The sequence below is a fragment of the Pantoea sp. paga genome, assembly GCF_007558755.1.
Taxonomy (GTDB): Bacteria; Pseudomonadota; Gammaproteobacteria; order Enterobacterales; family Enterobacteriaceae; genus Pantoea; species Pantoea agglomerans.
In genome coordinates this window covers 278,144-295,997 of the sequence record NZ_VLTF01000003.1, presented here as the reverse complement: position 1 = coordinate 295,997, position 17,854 = coordinate 278,144, and the positions used below count along the sequence as shown (strand labels likewise).

16 protein-coding genes are annotated in these 17,854 nt (G+C 55.5%); 8 read left to right on the top strand and 8 right to left on the bottom strand.

The genetic code is table 11. From position 1 onward, the window contains the following. Positions 1 to 28 precede the first annotated feature (28 nt). The 3 genes from FOV68_RS11225 to FOV68_RS11215 all read right to left on the bottom strand — a co-directional run bounded on the left by FOV68_RS11225 (position 29) and on the right by FOV68_RS11215 (position 3,943). Positions 29 to 1,495 (bottom strand): aspartate aminotransferase family protein, encoded by a 1,467-nt coding sequence (locus FOV68_RS11225; RefSeq protein ID WP_039389056.1) that lies wholly within the window; start codon positions 1,493 to 1,495, stop codon positions 29 to 31. Between the two features lie 14 nt (positions 1,496 to 1,509). Further along, positions 1,510 to 2,895: a diaminobutyrate--2-oxoglutarate transaminase gene (locus tag FOV68_RS11220; protein WP_022624771.1), complete on the bottom strand. Its 1,386-nt coding sequence runs from the start codon at positions 2,893 to 2,895 to the stop codon at positions 1,510 to 1,512. A 472-nt stretch (positions 2,896 to 3,367) separates the two neighbouring features. Next, positions 3,368 to 3,943, bottom strand: coding sequence for a TetR/AcrR family transcriptional regulator (locus tag FOV68_RS11215; RefSeq protein WP_143990861.1), 576 nt, complete (start codon positions 3,941 to 3,943; stop codon positions 3,368 to 3,370). A gap of 104 nt (positions 3,944 to 4,047) precedes the next feature. Here FOV68_RS11215 and FOV68_RS11210 point away from each other — a divergent pair, with 104 nt between their 5' ends. Then, positions 4,048 to 4,941 (top strand): ABC transporter six-transmembrane domain-containing protein, encoded by an 894-nt coding sequence (locus FOV68_RS11210; RefSeq protein WP_039389061.1) that lies wholly within the window; start codon positions 4,048 to 4,050, stop codon positions 4,939 to 4,941. A gap of 141 nt (positions 4,942 to 5,082) precedes the next feature. Here FOV68_RS11210 and FOV68_RS11205 read toward each other — a convergent pair whose 3' ends face one another. Next, positions 5,083 to 5,832 (bottom strand): NAD(P)-dependent oxidoreductase, encoded by a 750-nt coding sequence (locus tag FOV68_RS11205; RefSeq protein WP_143990860.1) that lies wholly within the window; start codon positions 5,830 to 5,832, stop codon positions 5,083 to 5,085. A 295-nt stretch (positions 5,833 to 6,127) separates the two neighbouring features. Between FOV68_RS11205 and FOV68_RS11200 the strand changes: the two genes are divergently transcribed. Next, complete coding sequence (locus FOV68_RS11200) at positions 6,128 to 7,324, top strand: MFS transporter (protein ID WP_143990859.1); 1,197 nt, start codon at positions 6,128 to 6,130, stop codon at positions 7,322 to 7,324. Between the two features lie 424 nt (positions 7,325 to 7,748). Then, positions 7,749 to 7,961 carry an RNA chaperone/antiterminator CspA gene (gene cspA, locus FOV68_RS11195; protein ID WP_003855207.1) on the top strand — a complete coding sequence of 71 codons (213 nt, stop codon included), beginning with the start codon at positions 7,749 to 7,751 and terminating at the stop codon, positions 7,959 to 7,961. 178 nt (positions 7,962 to 8,139) lie between these two features. On the opposite strand, the gene FOV68_RS11190 is transcribed toward cspA, so the two are convergent. Further along, a complete protein-coding gene (locus tag FOV68_RS11190; protein WP_143990858.1) occupies positions 8,140 to 9,156 on the bottom strand; it encodes a lipoate--protein ligase A in 1,017 nt (338 codons plus the stop codon). A gap of 232 nt (positions 9,157 to 9,388) precedes the next feature. Between FOV68_RS11190 and FOV68_RS11185 the strand changes: the two genes are divergently transcribed. The 5 genes from FOV68_RS11185 to FOV68_RS11165 all read left to right on the top strand — a co-directional run bounded on the left by FOV68_RS11185 (position 9,389) and on the right by FOV68_RS11165 (position 14,688). Then, entirely contained in the window at positions 9,389 to 10,300 is a 912-nt protein-coding gene (locus FOV68_RS11185) for a DMT family transporter (RefSeq protein WP_039389072.1), read from the top strand. 144 nt (positions 10,301 to 10,444) lie between these two features. Next, positions 10,445 to 11,674 carry an MFS transporter gene (locus FOV68_RS11180; RefSeq protein WP_143990857.1) on the top strand — a complete coding sequence of 410 codons (1,230 nt, stop codon included), beginning with the start codon at positions 10,445 to 10,447 and terminating at the stop codon, positions 11,672 to 11,674. 26 nt (positions 11,675 to 11,700) lie between these two features. Next, the gene (locus FOV68_RS11175) at positions 11,701 to 12,762 is read left to right on the top strand and encodes a sugar phosphate isomerase/epimerase (protein WP_143990856.1); all 1,062 of its coding nucleotides are present in this window, start codon (positions 11,701 to 11,703) and stop codon (positions 12,760 to 12,762) included. Between the two features lie 55 nt (positions 12,763 to 12,817). Continuing rightward, positions 12,818 to 13,798: a LacI family DNA-binding transcriptional regulator gene (locus FOV68_RS11170; RefSeq protein ID WP_143990855.1), complete on the top strand. Its 981-nt coding sequence runs from the start codon at positions 12,818 to 12,820 to the stop codon at positions 13,796 to 13,798. A gap of 164 nt (positions 13,799 to 13,962) precedes the next feature. Further along, on the top strand, positions 13,963 to 14,688 hold the full coding sequence (locus FOV68_RS11165) for a pirin family protein (protein ID WP_031590637.1): 726 nt from the start codon (positions 13,963 to 13,965) through the stop codon (positions 14,686 to 14,688). 260 nt (positions 14,689 to 14,948) lie between these two features. Here the strand turns inward: FOV68_RS11165 and FOV68_RS11160 are convergent, their stop codons facing one another. Genes FOV68_RS11160 through FOV68_RS11150 form a run of 3 tightly spaced genes read right to left on the bottom strand, consistent with a single transcriptional unit; the run spans position 14,949 to position 17,854 of the window. Next, positions 14,949 to 15,770 (bottom strand): alpha/beta fold hydrolase, encoded by an 822-nt coding sequence (locus tag FOV68_RS11160; protein ID WP_010247190.1) that lies wholly within the window; start codon positions 15,768 to 15,770, stop codon positions 14,949 to 14,951. Positions 15,771 to 15,816: 46 nt separating this feature from the next. Further along, positions 15,817 to 17,445 carry an MFS transporter gene (locus tag FOV68_RS11155; RefSeq protein WP_143990854.1) on the bottom strand — a complete coding sequence of 543 codons (1,629 nt, stop codon included), beginning with the start codon at positions 17,443 to 17,445 and terminating at the stop codon, positions 15,817 to 15,819. Then, positions 17,432 to 17,854, bottom strand: a complete 423-nt coding sequence (locus FOV68_RS11150; protein ID WP_143990853.1) for a DoxX family protein — start codon at positions 17,852 to 17,854, stop codon at positions 17,432 to 17,434. Before FOV68_RS11150 ends, FOV68_RS11155 begins: the two co-directional genes overlap by 14 nt.

Below are 17,854 nucleotides of genomic sequence, written 5' to 3'. Positions count from 1 at the left end.
GTGACCTTAACGCCACTATTTCCAGTATTTACACCAGCTGCTGTGCCGTGGTTTCCACCAATGTCAGCAACACTTTGATATCTTCCAGCGTTACTGTCGGATTCAGCAGGGTCATCTTCAGGCAGGTCACGCCATCGAACTCGGTTACACCAACGTTGGCGCGGCCCGATTCCAGCAGGGCATCACCGATGCGCTGATTCAGCAGCGCAATATCCGCACTGCTAAAGTGCGCCAGATGCGCCGGACGATAGCGGAACAGCACGCTGGCCAGTTGCGGTTTCATCACCAGCTCCAGCGCAGGCTGCTCATCAACGTACTGTGCAACCTGCTGCGCCAGTGTCACACCGTGATCGATGATTTCGGCATACTGTTTCTGACCCAGTGCTTCCAGACCCATCCACAGTTTCAGTGCATCAAAACGGCGGGTGGTCTGAAGGGATTTGGACACCAGATTCGGCACACCCTGGGCTTCATCAAACTCAGAGTTCAGATAGGCCGCCTGGTAGCGCATCAGCTCATAGTGGCGCGCTTCCTTCAGCAGGAAAGCACCACAGCTGATGGTCTGGAAGAACTGCTTGTGGAAGTCCAGGGTAATGGAATCGACCAGCTCAATACCATCCAGATAGTCACGATACTTTTCTGAGAGCAGCAGCGCGCCGCCCCAGGCCGCATCGACATGCACCCAGATGTTCTCTTCGGCTGCCAGCGCCGCGATTTCACGCAGGGGATCGATTGCACCGGCATCGGTAGTACCCGCCGTGGCAACAATCGCCAGAATGTTTTCGCCGTTGGCTTTGGAGGCTGCCAGCTTGTGGCGCAGGTCATCCATATCCATGCGGGCAAAGCGATCGCATTTCACCTGCGTTACGGATTGATAGCCCAGACCCAGCAGCGCCATGTTCTTCTGCACCGAGAAGTGCGCATTCTCTGAACAGAAGACTTTAATCTTCTTCAGATCGCCGGTTAAACCATCCTGCTGAACGGAATGACCCTGACGGGCAAACCAGGCGTCACGCGCCAGCATCAGACCCATCAGGTTGCTCTGGGTGCCGCCGCTGGTGAACACACCCGCGTCGCCGGGCTGATAACCCACCTGGGTGCGCAGCCACTCGATCAGCTTCATCTCAATCAGGGTGGCTGAAGGTGCCTGGTCCCACGAATCCATACTCTGGTTGGTGGCGTTAATCAGCACTTCCGCCGCCTGGCTGATAACCAGGCTCGGGCAGTGCAGATGCGCCACACACTGCGGGTGATGAACCGACAGGCTGTCTTTGAGGAAGTACTCAATGGCGCGTTCAATCGCGGCCTGGTTGCCCAGGCCCTGAGGATTGAAGTCCAGCTTAATGCGCTCGCGCAGCTCTGCGACGGTTTTTCCCTGATACATCTCAGGTTGTTCCAGCCACTTCACGACGGCCGCGCTACTCTGGGCAATCGCCTGCTGGTAGGCCTCGGTACTCTGTGCTGAGGCCGCCAGAATCGGGTTTAACCGGGACATTGCATTCACTCCACTCAAACTGGTTTCACGCCAGCTGACAGCAGGGCGTTTTCAAATTTATCCATAAACACGTCCAGTTCTGCATCTGTGATCAGCAGGGAAGGCAGCAGACGTAATACGCTGCCGTGACGTCCGCCACGCTCCAGAATCAGGCCGTTCTCAAAACATTTTTTCTGTACCAGCGCGGAGAGCTCGCCGTCTGCCGGGAAGCTGCCCATGTGATCAGCGGCTTCGTCAGGTTTCACCAGCTCAATGCCGATCATCAGACCCAGACCACGCACGTTGCCAATTACCGGGTAGCGCTGCTGCAGCTCGCCCAGTTTGCCTTTCAGCCATTCGCCCTGTGCAGCGACTTTGTCAGCGATGTTGTTATCTTTCAGCAGCTTCAGCGTAGTCAGTCCGGTCGCCATTGCGAGCTGGTTGCCACGGAAGGTGCCGGTGTGGTGGCCAGGAGACCAGGCGTCGAACTCTTTCTTAATGCCCAGTACCGCCAGTGGCAGACCGCCGCCGACCGCTTTTGACATCACGATGATGTCTGGCTCAATACCGGCGTGCTCAAAGGCGAAGAATTTACCGGTACGGGCAATACCCGCCTGCACTTCGTCGATGATCAGCAGAATGCCATGCTCTTTGGTCACTTTACGGATGCGCTGCAGCCACTCAGCCGGAGCCGGGTTAACACCGCCTTCGCCCTGAACCGCTTCCAGAATGACGGCTGCCGGTTTGCGAACGCCGCTCTCAACGTCGTTGATCAGGTTTTCGAAGTAGTAGGTCAGCGCTTTCACGCCCGCTTCACCGCCAATGCCCAGCGGGCAGCGGTAGAGATGCGGATAAGGCATGAACTGCACTTCCGGCATCAAGCCATCGACCGCTTCTTTTGGTGACAGGTTGCCGGTAACCGACAGCGCACCGTGGGTCATGCCGTGATACGCACCAGAGAAGCTGATGATGCCGGAACGGCCGGTGTGTTTTTTCGCCAGTTTCAGCGCCGCTTCAACGGCATCTGCGCCCGACGGGCCGGTAAACTGCAGGCAGTACTCTTTGCCCTGGCCCGGTAATAACGAGAGCAGATACTCAGAGAACGCATCTTTTAACGGCGTGGTTAAATCAAGAGTATGTAACGGCAAGCCGCTGGTAATGACATTTTGAATGCTCTGCAGAACGTCTGGATGGTTATGACCCAATGCCAGCGTTCCGGCACCTGCAAGACAGTCGAGATACTGATTATTCTCGACGTCTGTGATCCAGACACCCTGTGCTTTCGCAATCGCGAACGGCAATTTGCGAGGATAACTTCGAACGTTTGATTCAAATTCAGCCTGACGGGCTAAATAGGTTTCATTGGTTGCGTTTAAGTTCTGTGCATTCAAACTATCAATACGGACTTTATCCGTCATCATATCTCTCCTACAACCGGGACGGGCGTAGCGTCGCAGTTGAATAAATGTATTTAAATGGGGGTATGTGTTTTAAGCGCGGCCAATATAGGTGTTTTTAAGGTCCGACTCAACGTTTAATTTTATCGGCAGATAACAGATTCTTTGCTATAGGAATCAATCATTTGGTGAGTTTGTGAACGTATACATTATTGCCGCTTCGCTAGTCCGTTGTTAATAAATGGCGTAAAAACACCAGCTTACCCGGCGCGGAGCGTGCTAAGTCAATGATAATAATCTGTGTAAATAGCTGTTTCCGGGGCAAAACGCTATCAAAAAGGGGCCTTCTCAGATGGAAAAAGCATAAGTCAGTTTGACTGAAGAAGCGGCATTTATAGCGGGTTAAAAGCACAGACTAATTAAAATAATAAACCTTTTATTAACATTTAATTAAAATCTGGCGTTGTTAAAGCCTTTATAATGCGTCAGATCCACGTTACGACAGGACATGATCAATAAATTGCGTTAAGTCAGCCATCCCTTCGCTTGCCTTTATCTCCGACGGATTGATAGTCAGCAAATCGGCATAGCCGTTTAGCATCGCACTGATTTGCCGGGCGGTGCGTGGAATATCGGCACAACGCAGCGTTCCATCTGTGACGCCGTCACGAATTATCTCTTCCACCAGCGCCTGCCACGCTGCCGTCATCTGTTCTGCTAGCGCGGCATAGGCTTCGTGATGCGCAGCCATCTGCCAGAATGAAGCATAAAGTTGCCAGGTTGCATCCGGTGCGCTCGGCAGATGACTTTCGAACAGCGTCAGCAACCTCTGGCGGGGTTTGAGTAGAGTCAGGGAGTCAGCAAAATTTTCTAAATCCACGTGCATAAAGCGTTCCAGCGCTGCCAGGCAGAGCGTCTGCCAGTTGCTGAAATAGTGATAAATATGACTGCGTGAAATGCCCACCGACTCAGTAAGTTCCCGAGTGGTCACTTTTTCGATGCCTTTTTCGATAAATAACACTATCGCGGCATCCAGGATTTTGGTTCTCAGTGCTTCAGCTGATTCTTTCATCTCTTTCTCAATAAGTGTCACGTTGACTTTGAGCAACTGCTCAAATAGACTGCTTTTCGTACTTGAGCAACCGCTCAAGACTCATGATATCAGAAACAGAAACTATGCCTTCCTCAAAAACGATCCTGCCGGTAGCAAAACCCCGCAGCGCTATTCTGACATTAAAAATGCTCGGCCGTCGCCATAGCCGCAAGCTTTTCCTCACGCTGCTGCTGGTGGTGGCGGAAAATGTCATGTATCTCCTCTATCCGCTGCTGGCGGGCTTCGCTATTAATGCGATTCTCTCCGGCAGGACCTGGCATGCGGTGCTCTATGCGGTGATGGTGTTTATCATGTGGGCCATCGGAGCGGCACGACGCAGCGTCGATACCCGCACCTTTGCCCGTATTTACGCCGGGCTGGCTGTGCCGGTGATAGTGGCACAGCGTAACGAAAACCAGAGCGCGTCCACCATTGCCGCGCGGGTGGCCTTGTCACGCGAGTTTGTCGACTTTTTTGAGAAACATCTGCCGGTGCTGATTACCTCGCTGGCCTCTATGACCGGCGCCGCGGTGATGCTGCTGGCTATCGAGTTTTGGACCGGCGCGGGCTGTCTGGCGATCCTGCTGTTCTTCGCCTGTTTCCTGCCGGGATTTACCCGCAAAAACGATGTGCTGTTTGGTCGTCTGAATAACCGGCTGGAGAAGGAGGTTAGCTTTGTCAGCAACGCTAACGCTGCGTCACTGGACCGTCATTATGGCGTGCTGGCCAGCTTGCGGATCCGTCTCTCCGATCGGGAAGCCTGGGGTTATCTGGCCATCGGTAGCGTGGCGGCACTGCTATTTGCTGTCACCATTGCGGTAATGTCGAACCGTGGCGGGACCAATGCGGGTCACATCTATTCGGTGATGACCTATATGTGGATGTTTGCCATGAGCCTGGATGACGGCCCACAGCTGCTGGAAAAATATTCCCAGCTCAAAGACATAGGTCGCCGGGTGAATACCGGCACACACTGATTTGGCCGATTCAGCCGCTGCCTTCTTTTGGGCGTTGTCTCAGTTGAGGGCTGAAGCCGCCGCCGGACGGGCCGGCGGCAACGGAGGTGAAGAATTAACGGGCCGACTCTGGACTGGAAGCGGTTACGGCTCAGGGACGGGCTAATAATCCAGTTCCCCCGGCGCAAATGCCCTGAATGCGTTATCAGACGGCGTATAGCCCAGCACTTCTCGCGTCTGTGTCAGATCAAAGCGTTTGAAACGGTTATCGGAAATGCCGTAGCCAATAAAGAAGGTGATCTTCTCTGCCTCGACAGCGCCAGTCAGCAATCTGACGGCATCTTCCGGACTCAGCCATGCGCTGTAATCCCGTGCATTATGCAGGCTGTTATCCAGTGCAGATTCAAACGCCCCGATTCTCAGCGCCACACAGCTCAACCCGTGCTGGCTGGCATAGAAGGCGCAAAGTGCTTCACCATAACATTTGGTGACGCCATACAGATTCGCGGGAGAGACGACCATGCCGGGATGTATCTGGACATCCGCCGGGTAGCCCTCAATGGTCTGCGCACTGCTGGCAAAGACCAGACGACGACAGCGGTGCTCAGCTGTTGCCTTGAGTATCCAGGTCGTAGAGAGAATATTGGCAGGCAGCAGATCGTCGAAACTGGCCTGCGCATCCGGGATACCGGCGAGGTGGATGACGGTATCGACAGGTTCTTCAGCCAGTAATTTCTCCGCCGCACCAGGTTGTGACAGATCCGCCACAATAAAACGATGGGGTGCGGGTATCGCGTAATCCGGCTCACGTAAATCGGTCAGGATAAAACGGTAGTTGTTCTGGCTGGCCGCAAAGAAAGTGCGCCCGATGCGCCCGCTGGCACCGGTAAGAAGGATAACTCTGGTCGTCATCTGCTGATTCCTGTTATGCAAAAGAAACGCTGAGAGGTCAGTTAAACAGAGATTCACGACTCAGGCCTGCGTGGCTTCTCCGGGTTGTGATCTTACACAGGCCGCTTCGTGGCAGAGCTGCACGGATAAAGCCCCACGTTACCGCAGACTTCACTGTGCGCCAGATCACATAAATGAGTTGCTATGCGCAGCCTGACTTTTTATAGTCTGCCCGCTTCACCCGGACGGGAACACGCTCTGCTTTCTCCCTCCGGCTCACTTCAGTTTTTTCAGTTCTGGCCATTGGGAATCAATTTTGTTGAGAAAAAATCATAAAACCGACGATGCCGGTTTTGTCCGCTGGGCATTACTGGCCCTCGCGCTGGGCGGCTTTGGCATCGGTACCGGTGAGTTCATCATGATGGGCCTGCTGCCAGATGTTTCACGCTCCCTGTCGATTACCGAGCCGCAGGCGGGCAACGCCATCGCCAGTTACGCACTGGGTGTGGTGGTCGGTGCGCCGTTTATTGCGGTGCTGGCGGCGCGAATGGCGCGTAAATCGCTGCTGCTGATCCTGATGGCGCTGTTCAGCATCGGTAATGTTGCCAGCGCGATGGCCGACAGCTATCACGGCCTGCTCGTGGCGCGTTTTCTGACCGGCCTGCCTCACGGCGCCTACTTTGGTGTGGCGTCGCTGATAGCCGCCTCGCTGGTGCCGATTGAACGTCGTGGCCGCGCGCTGGCGTCGCTGATGCTCGGACTGACGGTGGCGACCCTGATTGGCGTGCCGCTGGGCTCCTGGATAGGGCAGCTATTTAGCTGGCACGTGGTGTTCACCTTTGTGGGCGCAATTGGTCTGCTGACCTGCCTGCTGATTGGCCGCTATGTCCCTTACACGCCTGGCGATGTGGATGCGCATCCGCTGCGGGAACTGGGCGCGCTGAAAAACGCGCAGGTGCTGCTGACCCTGCTGGTGGGGGCGGTAGGATTTGGCGGGATGTTCGCTATTTTCAGTTATATCGCGCCGACGCTGATTAACATTGCTGGCATCTCCCCCTTGCTGATCCCCTGGGCGATGGTGGCGTTTGGGCTGGGAATGATCATCGGTAACCTGGTGGGCGGCCGTCTGGCTGATGGCCCGGTGCTAAATATTATTGGCTGGACGCTGTTATGGGACGTGCTGGTGATGCTGGCCTTCCCGGTGCTGGTTCAGCATGTGGCGACCGGCCTGCTGGCCACATTCCTGATTGGTACCTGCTCAGTGCTGCTGCCGTCGTTGCAGATTCGCCTGATGGATGTCGCCAACGAGTCGCAAACCCTGGCGGCTGCGATGAATCACTCGGCGCTGAACATTGCCAATGCGATGGGCGCGTATCTTGGGGGCCTGACGGTGTCGCTGGGCTATGGCTGGATCTCCACCGCCTGGGTGGGCGTTGCGCTGGGTGTGGCCGGTCTGATGGTCTTTGTGCTCACGGCGCGACATGCTGCCCGTCAGCAGACTCAACTGGCCTGACATCAGTAAAGCAGGGCGCAGCGATACTGTTTGTCGCTGCGCTTTATTGCTACAGGGCCACCCTATTATTTTTCAGCAATGATTAACCGCACTATTATTTACTCTCTGACCGTTCAGTGAAAATTATCATTCTGCCAGCCCTGAAATTTCATAATGCTCGGAAAATCAACAAGGGCGCTCCGGACGTCTGGATGTTAAAAGTAAATTAAAATAATGTTTGCTAATGTCGGTGAGGCGTGGCTTAATAACGTCATCGGTTTGGAACACAGACCTTATCAAAGCAGTTTTAGTAAAGCAGTCCTCAGTGCAAGCGATATCACAAGATACCCTTATTCATGAGTCTCCTCCTAAAAGCCTGGTAAGTTACCTTCTGAAAGACAGGCCATCTTCGCCACTTAGTGGCTCATAAATTAAGGAATTATCGATGTCTAATAAAATGACTGGTTTAGTAAAATGGTTTGACGCTGGTAAAGGTTTCGGTTTTATCTCTCCTCAGGATGGCAGCAAAGATGTATTCGTACATTTCTCTGCAATTCAGAGCAACGATTATAAAACTCTGGACGAAGGTCAGCAGGTCGAATTCACTATTGAAAACGGCGCTAAAGGTCCTTCAGCGGCAAACGTTGTCCCTATGTAAGCCTTAATTATCAATAGCGCTTATTATCGCGTGAAGGCAATAGCCTGAGCAGATAAGCCTGATATTGATAATTAATTAAAACCCGCCTTGTGCGGGTTTTTTGCGTTTATGATTTGCCGGATGTTTACGCGATGTTTTTTGCCCGCGCCAGATATCCGCGCGGGCCAGTAAAAAATGTTCAGCGCACGCTGGCGATCAGCCACTGCTGCAACTCTGTCAGCTCCGCGCGTTGCTCCGGGAAATCCGCAATAAGCTGATTCAGCACCGGTTCAAGGGCATCGGGCCGATAGGTCACACCCTGCAACCGCTGCGCCAGCGCTTCCAGCGGCGCGGGGTTGAGGCTGTCGCTGAAAATCTGACAGCGGCTGATCACGCCGCGTTCTACATCGAAATGAATCTCCACACCGCCCCAGACAAAACGCTGGTCCAGCAGGTGCGAGAAATCGGGTGCCTGACCGAAATTCCACTCCCAGCTACTCTGCTTAGCGAACTGCTCTGTGAAACCCGGCAGATCGGGCAGGGCGTCGGGAGAGATCCTCTCCGGTTCACAGCGTTCACCGTAATAGTTGAAAAATGCGTCCGTCACGGCGGAGCAGATCGCCTGATAGCTGATACCCGGCGTTAACTCCGCCAGATTGGTCACTCTGGCGCGCACTGAGGTAATCCCTTTCGCCTGCAATTTCTTCACATCCGGATTAAGGTAATCTGCCAGGCGGGAGAGGTCGGCATCCATCAGAATAGTGCCGTGATGGAAACCGCGATCCGGCGTTTCGCGGTAGGCTGAACCGGATATTTTGCGAAGCCCGTCAACGGTGTTCACCACTAAGTCGTTACGGCCAGAGGCCTCGGCGGGTACGTCAAGCGAGGTCAGTGCGCGCAGGATGATCTCAGTCGAGACGCTTTTATCATACTCCGGCTTGCCGGCCATAAAGGTAAAACAGCAATTGCCGAGATCGTGAAACACCGCGCCACCGCCGCTGCTGCGACGTGCCAGCCGGATGCCATCTTCTGCCATGCGTCGGGTGTTGCACTCTTTCCACGGATTCTGTGCCCGTCCGATCACCACCGTTTCCGCATTACGCCACAAAAACAGCACCCGCTGGGTGGCCGGCATCTGGCGGAAAATACACTCTTCTACCGCCAGGTTAAACCAGGGATCGTTGGATTCAGATAACAGTAAACGCAGCGTGGACATCGGTGACTCCCGTTCCTTAAGAGAAGAGGCCCATAAAGCAGGGCAGAAGGCAGAGTGTACCAGCCGGCGCGCGGGCCCACATGCCTCTTCATGCCGTGATGCTGCGGCAAAAAAAGATAAAATGCCGTCTGCAGGGTAATCGCGGCAGATTGGAGTAGGACATTATGACAATATGGATAAGGAGTGTGCTGATTCCCCTGCTTATTTTCCCTTTTGAGAGAACAAAAATCTTATGAACGCTTCCGCTGGCATAGCGATGAAGATCACCGCTGCATTAAGCAGCACGCTGATGCTGGCCTGTGTAAAAGAACTCGATGGGGCGATACCGGTCGGCGAAGTGATATTTTTTCGATCGCTGCTGGCACTGGTGCCGCTGCTAATCTGGCTGCGCTTGCAGGGCAGCGTGCTGGATGGCATTCGCACCCGCAATATCCGCGGGCATTTTGTGCGCGGCCTGGCCGGAACCGGTGGTCTCTATTTCAGTTATCTGTCGCTGCTCTACATTTCTCTGACCGACGCCACGGCTATCAACTATGCCGCGCCGCTGTTTACCGTGCTGCTGGCGGCGCTGCTGCTGCGGGAAAAAGTGCGTCACCATCGCTGGGTCGCGGTCTTTACCGGTTTCAGCGGTATTCTGGTGATGTTCTCCGGGCATCTCACGCTAACGCGCCAGGCGACATTTTCCCTTTCTGCATCGGCGGGTATTCTGCTGGCGCTGATGGCGGCCTTCTGTACCGCCTGTGCGCTGGTGCAGATCCGCTTTCTTAACGGCAAAGAGAAGCCGGGCGCCATCGCTTTCTGGTTCGCTATCACCACGGCCTTAACGTCGCTGGTCACGCTGCCAGGTGGCTGGAAAGTGCCGCATGACAATCAGCTGGCGTTACTGGTGGGATGTGGGCTGCTGGGCGGTATCACTCAGATTCTGATGACTCTGAGCCTGCGCTATGCCGAAGCGTCGTTGCTGGCCCCGTTCGACTACACCACCTTAATCTGGTCAGTGGCGGTGGGTTATCTGCTGCTCGGCAATCTGCCAACCTCCACTACGGTGATGGGTGCGATTCTGGTGGTGGCTGGCGGCCTTTACTCGCTGCTGTATGAGCGTTACCGCTTCCGTAAAGCGCGGGTAGTCAATGCCAGTCGCTGATGGGCCCGCCCGGCGTCGCCTTATTATTTTCAGAGTGATAACGCAGAGTTAATAATTTGTGATCGCGGCGAAGGAACAGTCGGCTACATTCGTTTACGTTGTGAGCAATCAGAATGTAATCGATTACTTATTCGTGAGGTTCCCATGATTGCAACAGTGCAGGAGAGAGCAGGCCAGCAGGTGCAGCATAAACTGCTGGTGCCGCGCCTCTCTCTGATGATGTTTATGCAGTTCTTTATCTGGGGCAGCTGGTCGGTGACGCTTGGGCTGGTAATGACCCGTCACAACATGCCGTTGCTGATTGGGGATGCGTTTTCGGCCGGGCCCATCGCCTCAATTATCTCGCCGTTTGTGCTCGGCATGCTGGTGGATCGCTTTTTTCCCTCGCAGAAAGTGATGGCGGTGATGAACCTGGCGGGCGCAGCGATTCTCTGGTTCGTGCCCCAGGCGCTAATCGCGGAGAACGGGGCGCAGCTGATCGCACTGCTATTTGGCTATACGCTCTGCTTTATGCCGACGCTGGCGCTTTCAAATAACATCGCCTTTCATAGCCTAGCCAGCAGCGAGAAAAGCTTTCCCATCGTCAGAGTCTTCGGCACCATCGGCTGGATCGTGGCGGGGATCTTTATCGGCGTAACCGGCATTGCTGACAGCGTGGCAGTGTTCCAGCTGGCGGCGCTCTGTTCGGTATTGCTGGCGATCTACAGCCTGACGCTGCCCCATACTCCGGCACTGGCCAAAGGATTGCCGTTAAAAGTCCGCGATCTCTTCTGCGCCGATGCCTTCGCACTGCTGCGACTGCGTCATTTCCTGGTCTTTGCGCTGTGTGCCACCCTGATCTCTATTCCGCTCGGCACCTATTACGCTTTTACCGCCTCCTGGCTGGCGGATGCCGGTATCCGGGAAGTCAGCACCCTGATGTCACTGGGTCAGATGTCTGAAATTGTTTTCATGCTGATCATTCCACTGCTGTTCCGCCGTCTTGGCGTGAAAGTCATGCTGCTGATTGGTATGACAGCGTGGTTTGTCCGCTATGCACTGTTCGCGCTGGGCATGAGTGATGAGACGCGCACGCTGATTTATCTGGGCATTCTGCTGCATGGCGTCTGCTATGACTTCTTCTTTGTGGTGGGATTCATCTACACCGATCGGATCGCCGGTGAAAAGGTCAAGGGGCAGGCGCAGAGCATGGTGGTGATGTTCACCTACGGCATCGGCATGCTGCTGGGATCGCAAATCTCCGGTGCGCTCTACAATCAGCTGGTGGCGGGTAACGCCAGCGCAGAGAGCTGGGCAATATTCTGGTGGATCCCTGCTGTGGCTGCTGCGGTGATTGCGATTATTTTCTTCTTCTCATTCAAATACCGTGATTAAGCCGTTACTGAACTCAGGAGTCACAGATGAAAACAGTTAAGGGACCTGGCATCTTTCTGTCACAGTTCATTACCAGCCAGCCGCCTTTTAACTCACTGGCGGGGCTGGCGGAGTGGGCCGCCGGGCTGGGATACCGGGCACTGCAGATCCCCTGCCACCAGCCCGCTATTTTCGACCTTGATCAGGCAGCGGTCAGCCAGACTTACTGTGACGAGGTGCGGGGAACACTGGCCGGTTTCGGGCTGGAGATCAGTGAGCTTTCAACGCATCTGGAAGGGCAACTGGTTGCCGTGAACCCCGCATACGATCTCGCTTTTGATAATTTTGCGCCTGCTGCGCTGCGAGGCGATCCTGCCCGGCGCATCGAATGGGCCATCGCTACACTGAAGCGTGCGGCTGCCGCGTCTGAAAAACTCGGCCTGCGCGCACATGCCACTTTTTCCGGCTCGCTCGCCTGGCCCTGGTTCTATCCCTGGCCGCCACACCATGAAGCACTGTTTAATGAGGCGTTTGCTGAGCTTGCGCGCCGCTGGCTGCCGGTGCTGGATAGCTTTGACCATCACGGTGTTGACCTCTGTTATGAGATACATCCCGGTGAAGACCTGCATGACGGTGTCACGTTTGAGCGCTTTTTGTCGGAGGTGAATCACCACCCGCGCTGTAATATCCTGTTCGATCCCAGCCATCTTCTTCTGCAACACATCGACTATCTGCAGTTCATCGACCTCTATCATCCGCGTATCAAAGCTTTTCATGTTAAGGATGCGGAGTACCAGTTAAATGGACGCAGCGGAGTGTATGGCGGTTATCAGCCATGGCTGGCGCGCGCCGGACGCTTTCGCTCGCCGGGCGATGGTCAGATCGACTTCAGCCGTATTTTCAGCAAACTGGCCCAGTACGACTATGACGGCTGGGCGGTGCTGGAGTGGGAATGCTGTCTGAAGGATGGCGAGACCGGGGCGCGCGAAGGGGCGGAGTTTATCCGCCGGCATATCATCCCGGTGGCTGAGCGCGCTTTTGATGATTTTGCCTTAGCAGAAAACGCCCCTTCGGTACGCCATCAGTTGGGTCTGGATCGCGACGCCTGAGGCGGCATAGATTCAAAGGTTTTCTGTGGGTGAGTTTTAAAACAGAGGGATCGCTATGTCTATTCAGAAAATTGCCCGGATGGCGGGTGTTTCGGTCGCCACAGTTTCCCGGGTGTTGAATAACAGCGACAGCGTAAAACCGGCTAACCGGCAGAAAGTGCTTGAGGCGATCGAAGAGAGCAACTATCAGCCTAACCTGCTGGCGCGCCAGCTGCGTACGGCGCGCAGCTCGATGATTCTGGTTCTGGTTTCCGATATCTCTAACCCGTTCTGCGCGGAGGTGGTCAAAGGCATTGAGGAGCAGGCGGAGAAAAATGGCTATCGCATCCTGTTGTGTAACTCGGGCGCGGATATTGCCCGTTCACGATCCAGCCTGCAACTGCTCTCCGGCAAGATGGTGGATGGCATTATCACCATGGATGCATTCAGCAAACTGCCGGAGCTGAGCCAGCTGATAGGCACGGCACCCTGGGTTCAGTGCGCCGAACATGATGATAATGGCCAGATCTCCTGCGTCGGGATTGATGATGACGTCGCTGCGCAGTCAGTGGTGCACTATCTGGCCGGACAGGGACGTCAGCGCATTGCGCTGATCAATCACGACCTCCGCTACCGATATGCCCGCCTGCGTCAGCAGGGCTACGCACATCAACTCAAAGAGCAACAACTCGCATGGCAGGACATCGCTTACGCCAGTGAGTTAAGCTTCAGCGCCGGTAAAGCCGCGATGAATCAGCTGCTGGCGGGCGAGACACGACCTGACGCCGTGTTTGCGGTTTCCGATACGCTGGCAGCGGGTGCCATGGCGGCGATACAGCAGGCGGGTCTGCGGATACCTCAGGACATTGCCGTGGTGGGTTTTGACGGCAGCGAACTGGCCGACATGGTATCGCCGCCGCTGACGACTCTGGCTCAGCCCTCCAGGGAGATTGGCCGTCGTGCCTGTGAGCTGGTGCTGCAAAAAATTACCCGGCCCGACTCTCCGCCACAATGTGTGATCATGCAGGGTGAGCTGGTGGTGCGAGCCAGTAGCTGAAGGATTAATCCGCAAAACCTGGCCCCGCTATAACCTCGTCTTTATTGTCCACCAAAACGCGACAGTCATTGCCATTTCACGCCATTGTGTGACGGCCTGGTTTACTTATATGCTGTTTCCATCGAAGGGCATTCGCACTTCCCGAATCAACGAAGGGGCAGAATATGATTGAGCAAAGATTGTCAGAGCAACGCGGCGTGGGCGATCACGGCTGGCTGAATTCACGTCACACCTTCTCTTTTGCAAATTACTGGGATCCAAAGCAGGCGGGCTTCTCAGATCTGCTGGTGATCAACGATGACAGGGTAGCCAAAGGTCGCGGTTTTGGCGCCCATCCTCACAGCAACATGGAGATTATCTCCTATGTCCTGGAGGGCGCGCTGGAGCATAAAGACTCCATGGGCACCGGCTCTGTGATTGTTCCCGGGGATGTGCAGCTGATGAGTGCCGGTAGCGGTGTGACTCACAGTGAGTTCAACCACTCGGGCACCGAGGGTGTTCACTTTCTGCAAATCTGGGTGGTGCCGGCAGAGAAAAATAGTCCGCCAGGCTACCAGCAGGTCTCCGTCAGCGAAGCGGATAAACGCGGTAATCTGCGACTGATTATTTCGCCGGAAGGTGAAAACGGGGCATTACGGGTGCGCCAGGATATTCGCATCTATGCGGGACTGTTCCAGGGGGATGAGCAGCAGACAATCACTCTGCCGGACGACCGCTATGCGTATATTCATGTGGCGCGCGGCAGTGTCAGGGTTAATGGCCTGCAATTTAATGCCGGAGACGGTGCGCGGGTTCGCAATGAGAAAACGCTGTCGTTCAGTCACGGTGAAGGAGCGGAGGTATTGTTATTCGATCTGCGTCCCAACGAAGTGAATCATCCAACCCGTTAAGACGAAAACTGTGCGGCTTCCACCGCGCAGTTTAAGATTGTTGACTAAATCTGCCAATGCCAGCTTTGAGATCGAGTCTGCGCAGAAAACACGGCCAGATCGGAAAGACGCAAAAGCTGTCATCCATGACTGCTCGACCCGCGCCGTCCCTGGCGCGGGACGCTTTCCTCTTCTGGCCGTGTTATCTGCGCGTTGAGCTTATTTGTTGCGGTCAGATGTAGTCTGAAACTGCGCGGCTTCAACCGCGCAGTTTTTTTGCATCACTGCGCGTTAAGAAACGCCAGCAGATCCTGATTCAGTTGATCCTGATGCGTCACCGCAAAACCGTGCGGCGCATTGTCATAAACCTTGAGTTCAGCACCCTCAATCATCTCCGCCGCCACTTTGCCGGTGGATTCAAACGGAACGATCTGGTCGTTGCTGCCATGAATCACCAGCGTCGGCACATTGACTTTCGCTACGTCAGCACGGAAATCGGTCTCAGCAAAAGCGGTGACGCAATCAACGGTGCTCTTCAGCGAAGCGAGCAGTGCGATGTTCAGCGTCTGCGTCATGACGCCATCAGAAACGGTCTGTCCGGCATTGGTACCATAGAACGGCGTTGCGAACTCTTTTATAAACTGCGCACGATCCTTAAGCAGGCCATCACGAATCCCTTCAAACACCGACATATCGACACCCTGCGGGTAGTCTGCCGTTTTACCAAAGATTGGCGTGACGGCACCGAGCAGCACCAGTGCCGCGACGCGATCGCTGCCATAGCTGCCGATATAGCGCGTGACGTCACCGCCACCCATTGAGAAACCCACCAGCGTCACATTCTGCAGGTCGAGATGGGTGATTAAATCGTTGATGTCAGAAGCAAAGGTATCGTAGTTATTACCGGTCCAGGGCTGATCAGAACGACCAAAACCACGACGGTCAAAGGCGATAACCCGATAACCGTGCTCCGCCAGGAAGTTCATCTGGCTGTCCCACATATCGGCATCCAGCGGCCAGCCGTGGCTGAACAGAACCGGTTTACCGGTGCCCCAGTCTTTAAAGTAGATCTGTGTGCCGTCGGTCGTTTTAAAGGTGCTCATGGTATTGCCCTCTGTATGACGTGATGGATGAAAGAAGGTGTGCCAGTCATGCTGGCGCCACCAGATAGCGAACTTCGGGAGAATGTTCACCCTGATGAAAAGCGAAAACCCGCCGCTCTATCTTTTTGTCGTTGATGGTGTAGCGCTCTTTCTGACGCAGATGCTCAACCCAGGAGCCGACTACAAAGGTCTCAACGAAAATGCCGGGCTGCAGAATATCTTCATACAGTGACCAGTTGATGGCGCCACCGCGACGCCTGACCCGCCGCATATCCTGCATGCAGACGGTAAAGGCATGTGCATCATCAATAGTAATCCGGTATTCATAATTCACCATCACCGGGCCGCGTTCGTGACGAATATCCAGTGCGGGCGCGTTGACGCCATCACCAATCATATCGAGATTGAGGTCGGGATCCTGGTCGAGCCGCCAGCGCCAGACGGTGCTGCTGGCCAGCACCATGCCCAGTGCGGCGATGCAGAGCGACAGCGGAATGCTGAAGTGCGAAGCGAGCTGTCCCCAGAGTGCGCTGCCGGCAGTCATGGAGCCGAAGAACACCGTCAGATAGACTGCCAGCGCGCGGGCTTTCACCCATTTCGCGGCGCTGCGCTGTGCGCCGAGATTCAGCGTCGAGAGCACGGCAATCCAGGCAAATCCGGTAAAAAATTCACACGCATTCAGTAGCCAGAAGTGCCGTACAAAAGCCAGCGCCAGCATGGTCAGAGCGAAAACAAGAGTGGCGAGCACCATCAGGCGATCGGAGCTCAGGCGACGACGCAGGCGTGGCAGCAGCACCGCGCCGGTAATCGCGCCGACACCGATACAGGCCAGCATGATGCCGTAGCCGCCAGGGCCAAGGCCGAGTTCACGACGCGCCACCAGCGGCAGCAATGCCCAGCCCGCGCTGCCAAACAGGAAGAAGGCAAAGGTTCGCACCAGCACATTACGTAACACCGGTGCCGCGTGAACGTAGCGTAGTCCGGCACGCACCGCCGGAAAGAAGTGTTCGGGCGGGAGGCGCTGCACGCTCGGCTCCGCCTTCCAGCGCCAGAGCACCCAGGCGACGCCCAGCACTGAGAGCGCATTCAGCAGGAAGACCATCCAGGGACCAGTGAACGAGAGGATCAGGCCACCCAGCGCCGGGCCGATGGCACGACTGATATTAATACCGAGTGAGTTAAGGGCAATGGCCGCGCCCAGCTCCGGTTTCGACACCAGATCCGGCACTACCGCCTGAAATGGCGGTGAACTCATGGCGGCACCGGCGCTCAGCAAGAAGGCTGCCACCAGCAGCACCTCGGGAGTGACATGGCCGGTCCAGGCGAGCACCGTCAGTCCACAGGCGGCGATAAAGGTCCATAGCTGGGAAAACAGCAGATATTTGCGGCGGTCAACGATATCCGCCATCACGCCTGATGGCAGCGCGAACAGGAACATCGGCAGGCTGCTGGCTGCCTGCACCAGCGCCACGGCCAGCGGATCGGCACTCAGCGTCAGCATGCTCCAGTTCACACCCACATCATTCATCCATGAACCGATGTTGGAGACGACGGTGGCGATCCACAGCATGCGAAACACCGGCCTGCGTAGCGGCTGTAACGGCGAAATCTCGCCAGCGGCCTTGACCTCAGGCTGCTCCTGCTCCAGCTGGTGGATATCATTAACCTGCGCCATGACGAACCCTCTGATGTTTCACCGCGCCGATTCGCCAGCCGCCAGGCCCGGTCAGCGCCAGCGTGGTAAAGATAATCAGCAGCAGCCAGCCGAACTGGCCTTCCGCCAGTGACCAGCCAGGGTGTACCACCAGCATCGCGACCAGCAGCACCGCGATGATCGGCAGGCAGGCAATCCGGCTACCCCAGCCGAGAATAATAAAGATCGGGCAGATGACTTCTGCCACTATCGCTGGCAGCAGGCTCATCATCGGTCCCAGACCAAACGGGTCTTCTATACGCGTCAGTTCTTCGCTGAAATGCAGAATTTTCGGCAGTCCATGCACCTGTAACAGCAGCAGACTGCCGGTCAGGCGCAGGAAGAACAGCCCCGCGTTGATGCGGGGCGATTGAGTGATAGCGTTATTCAT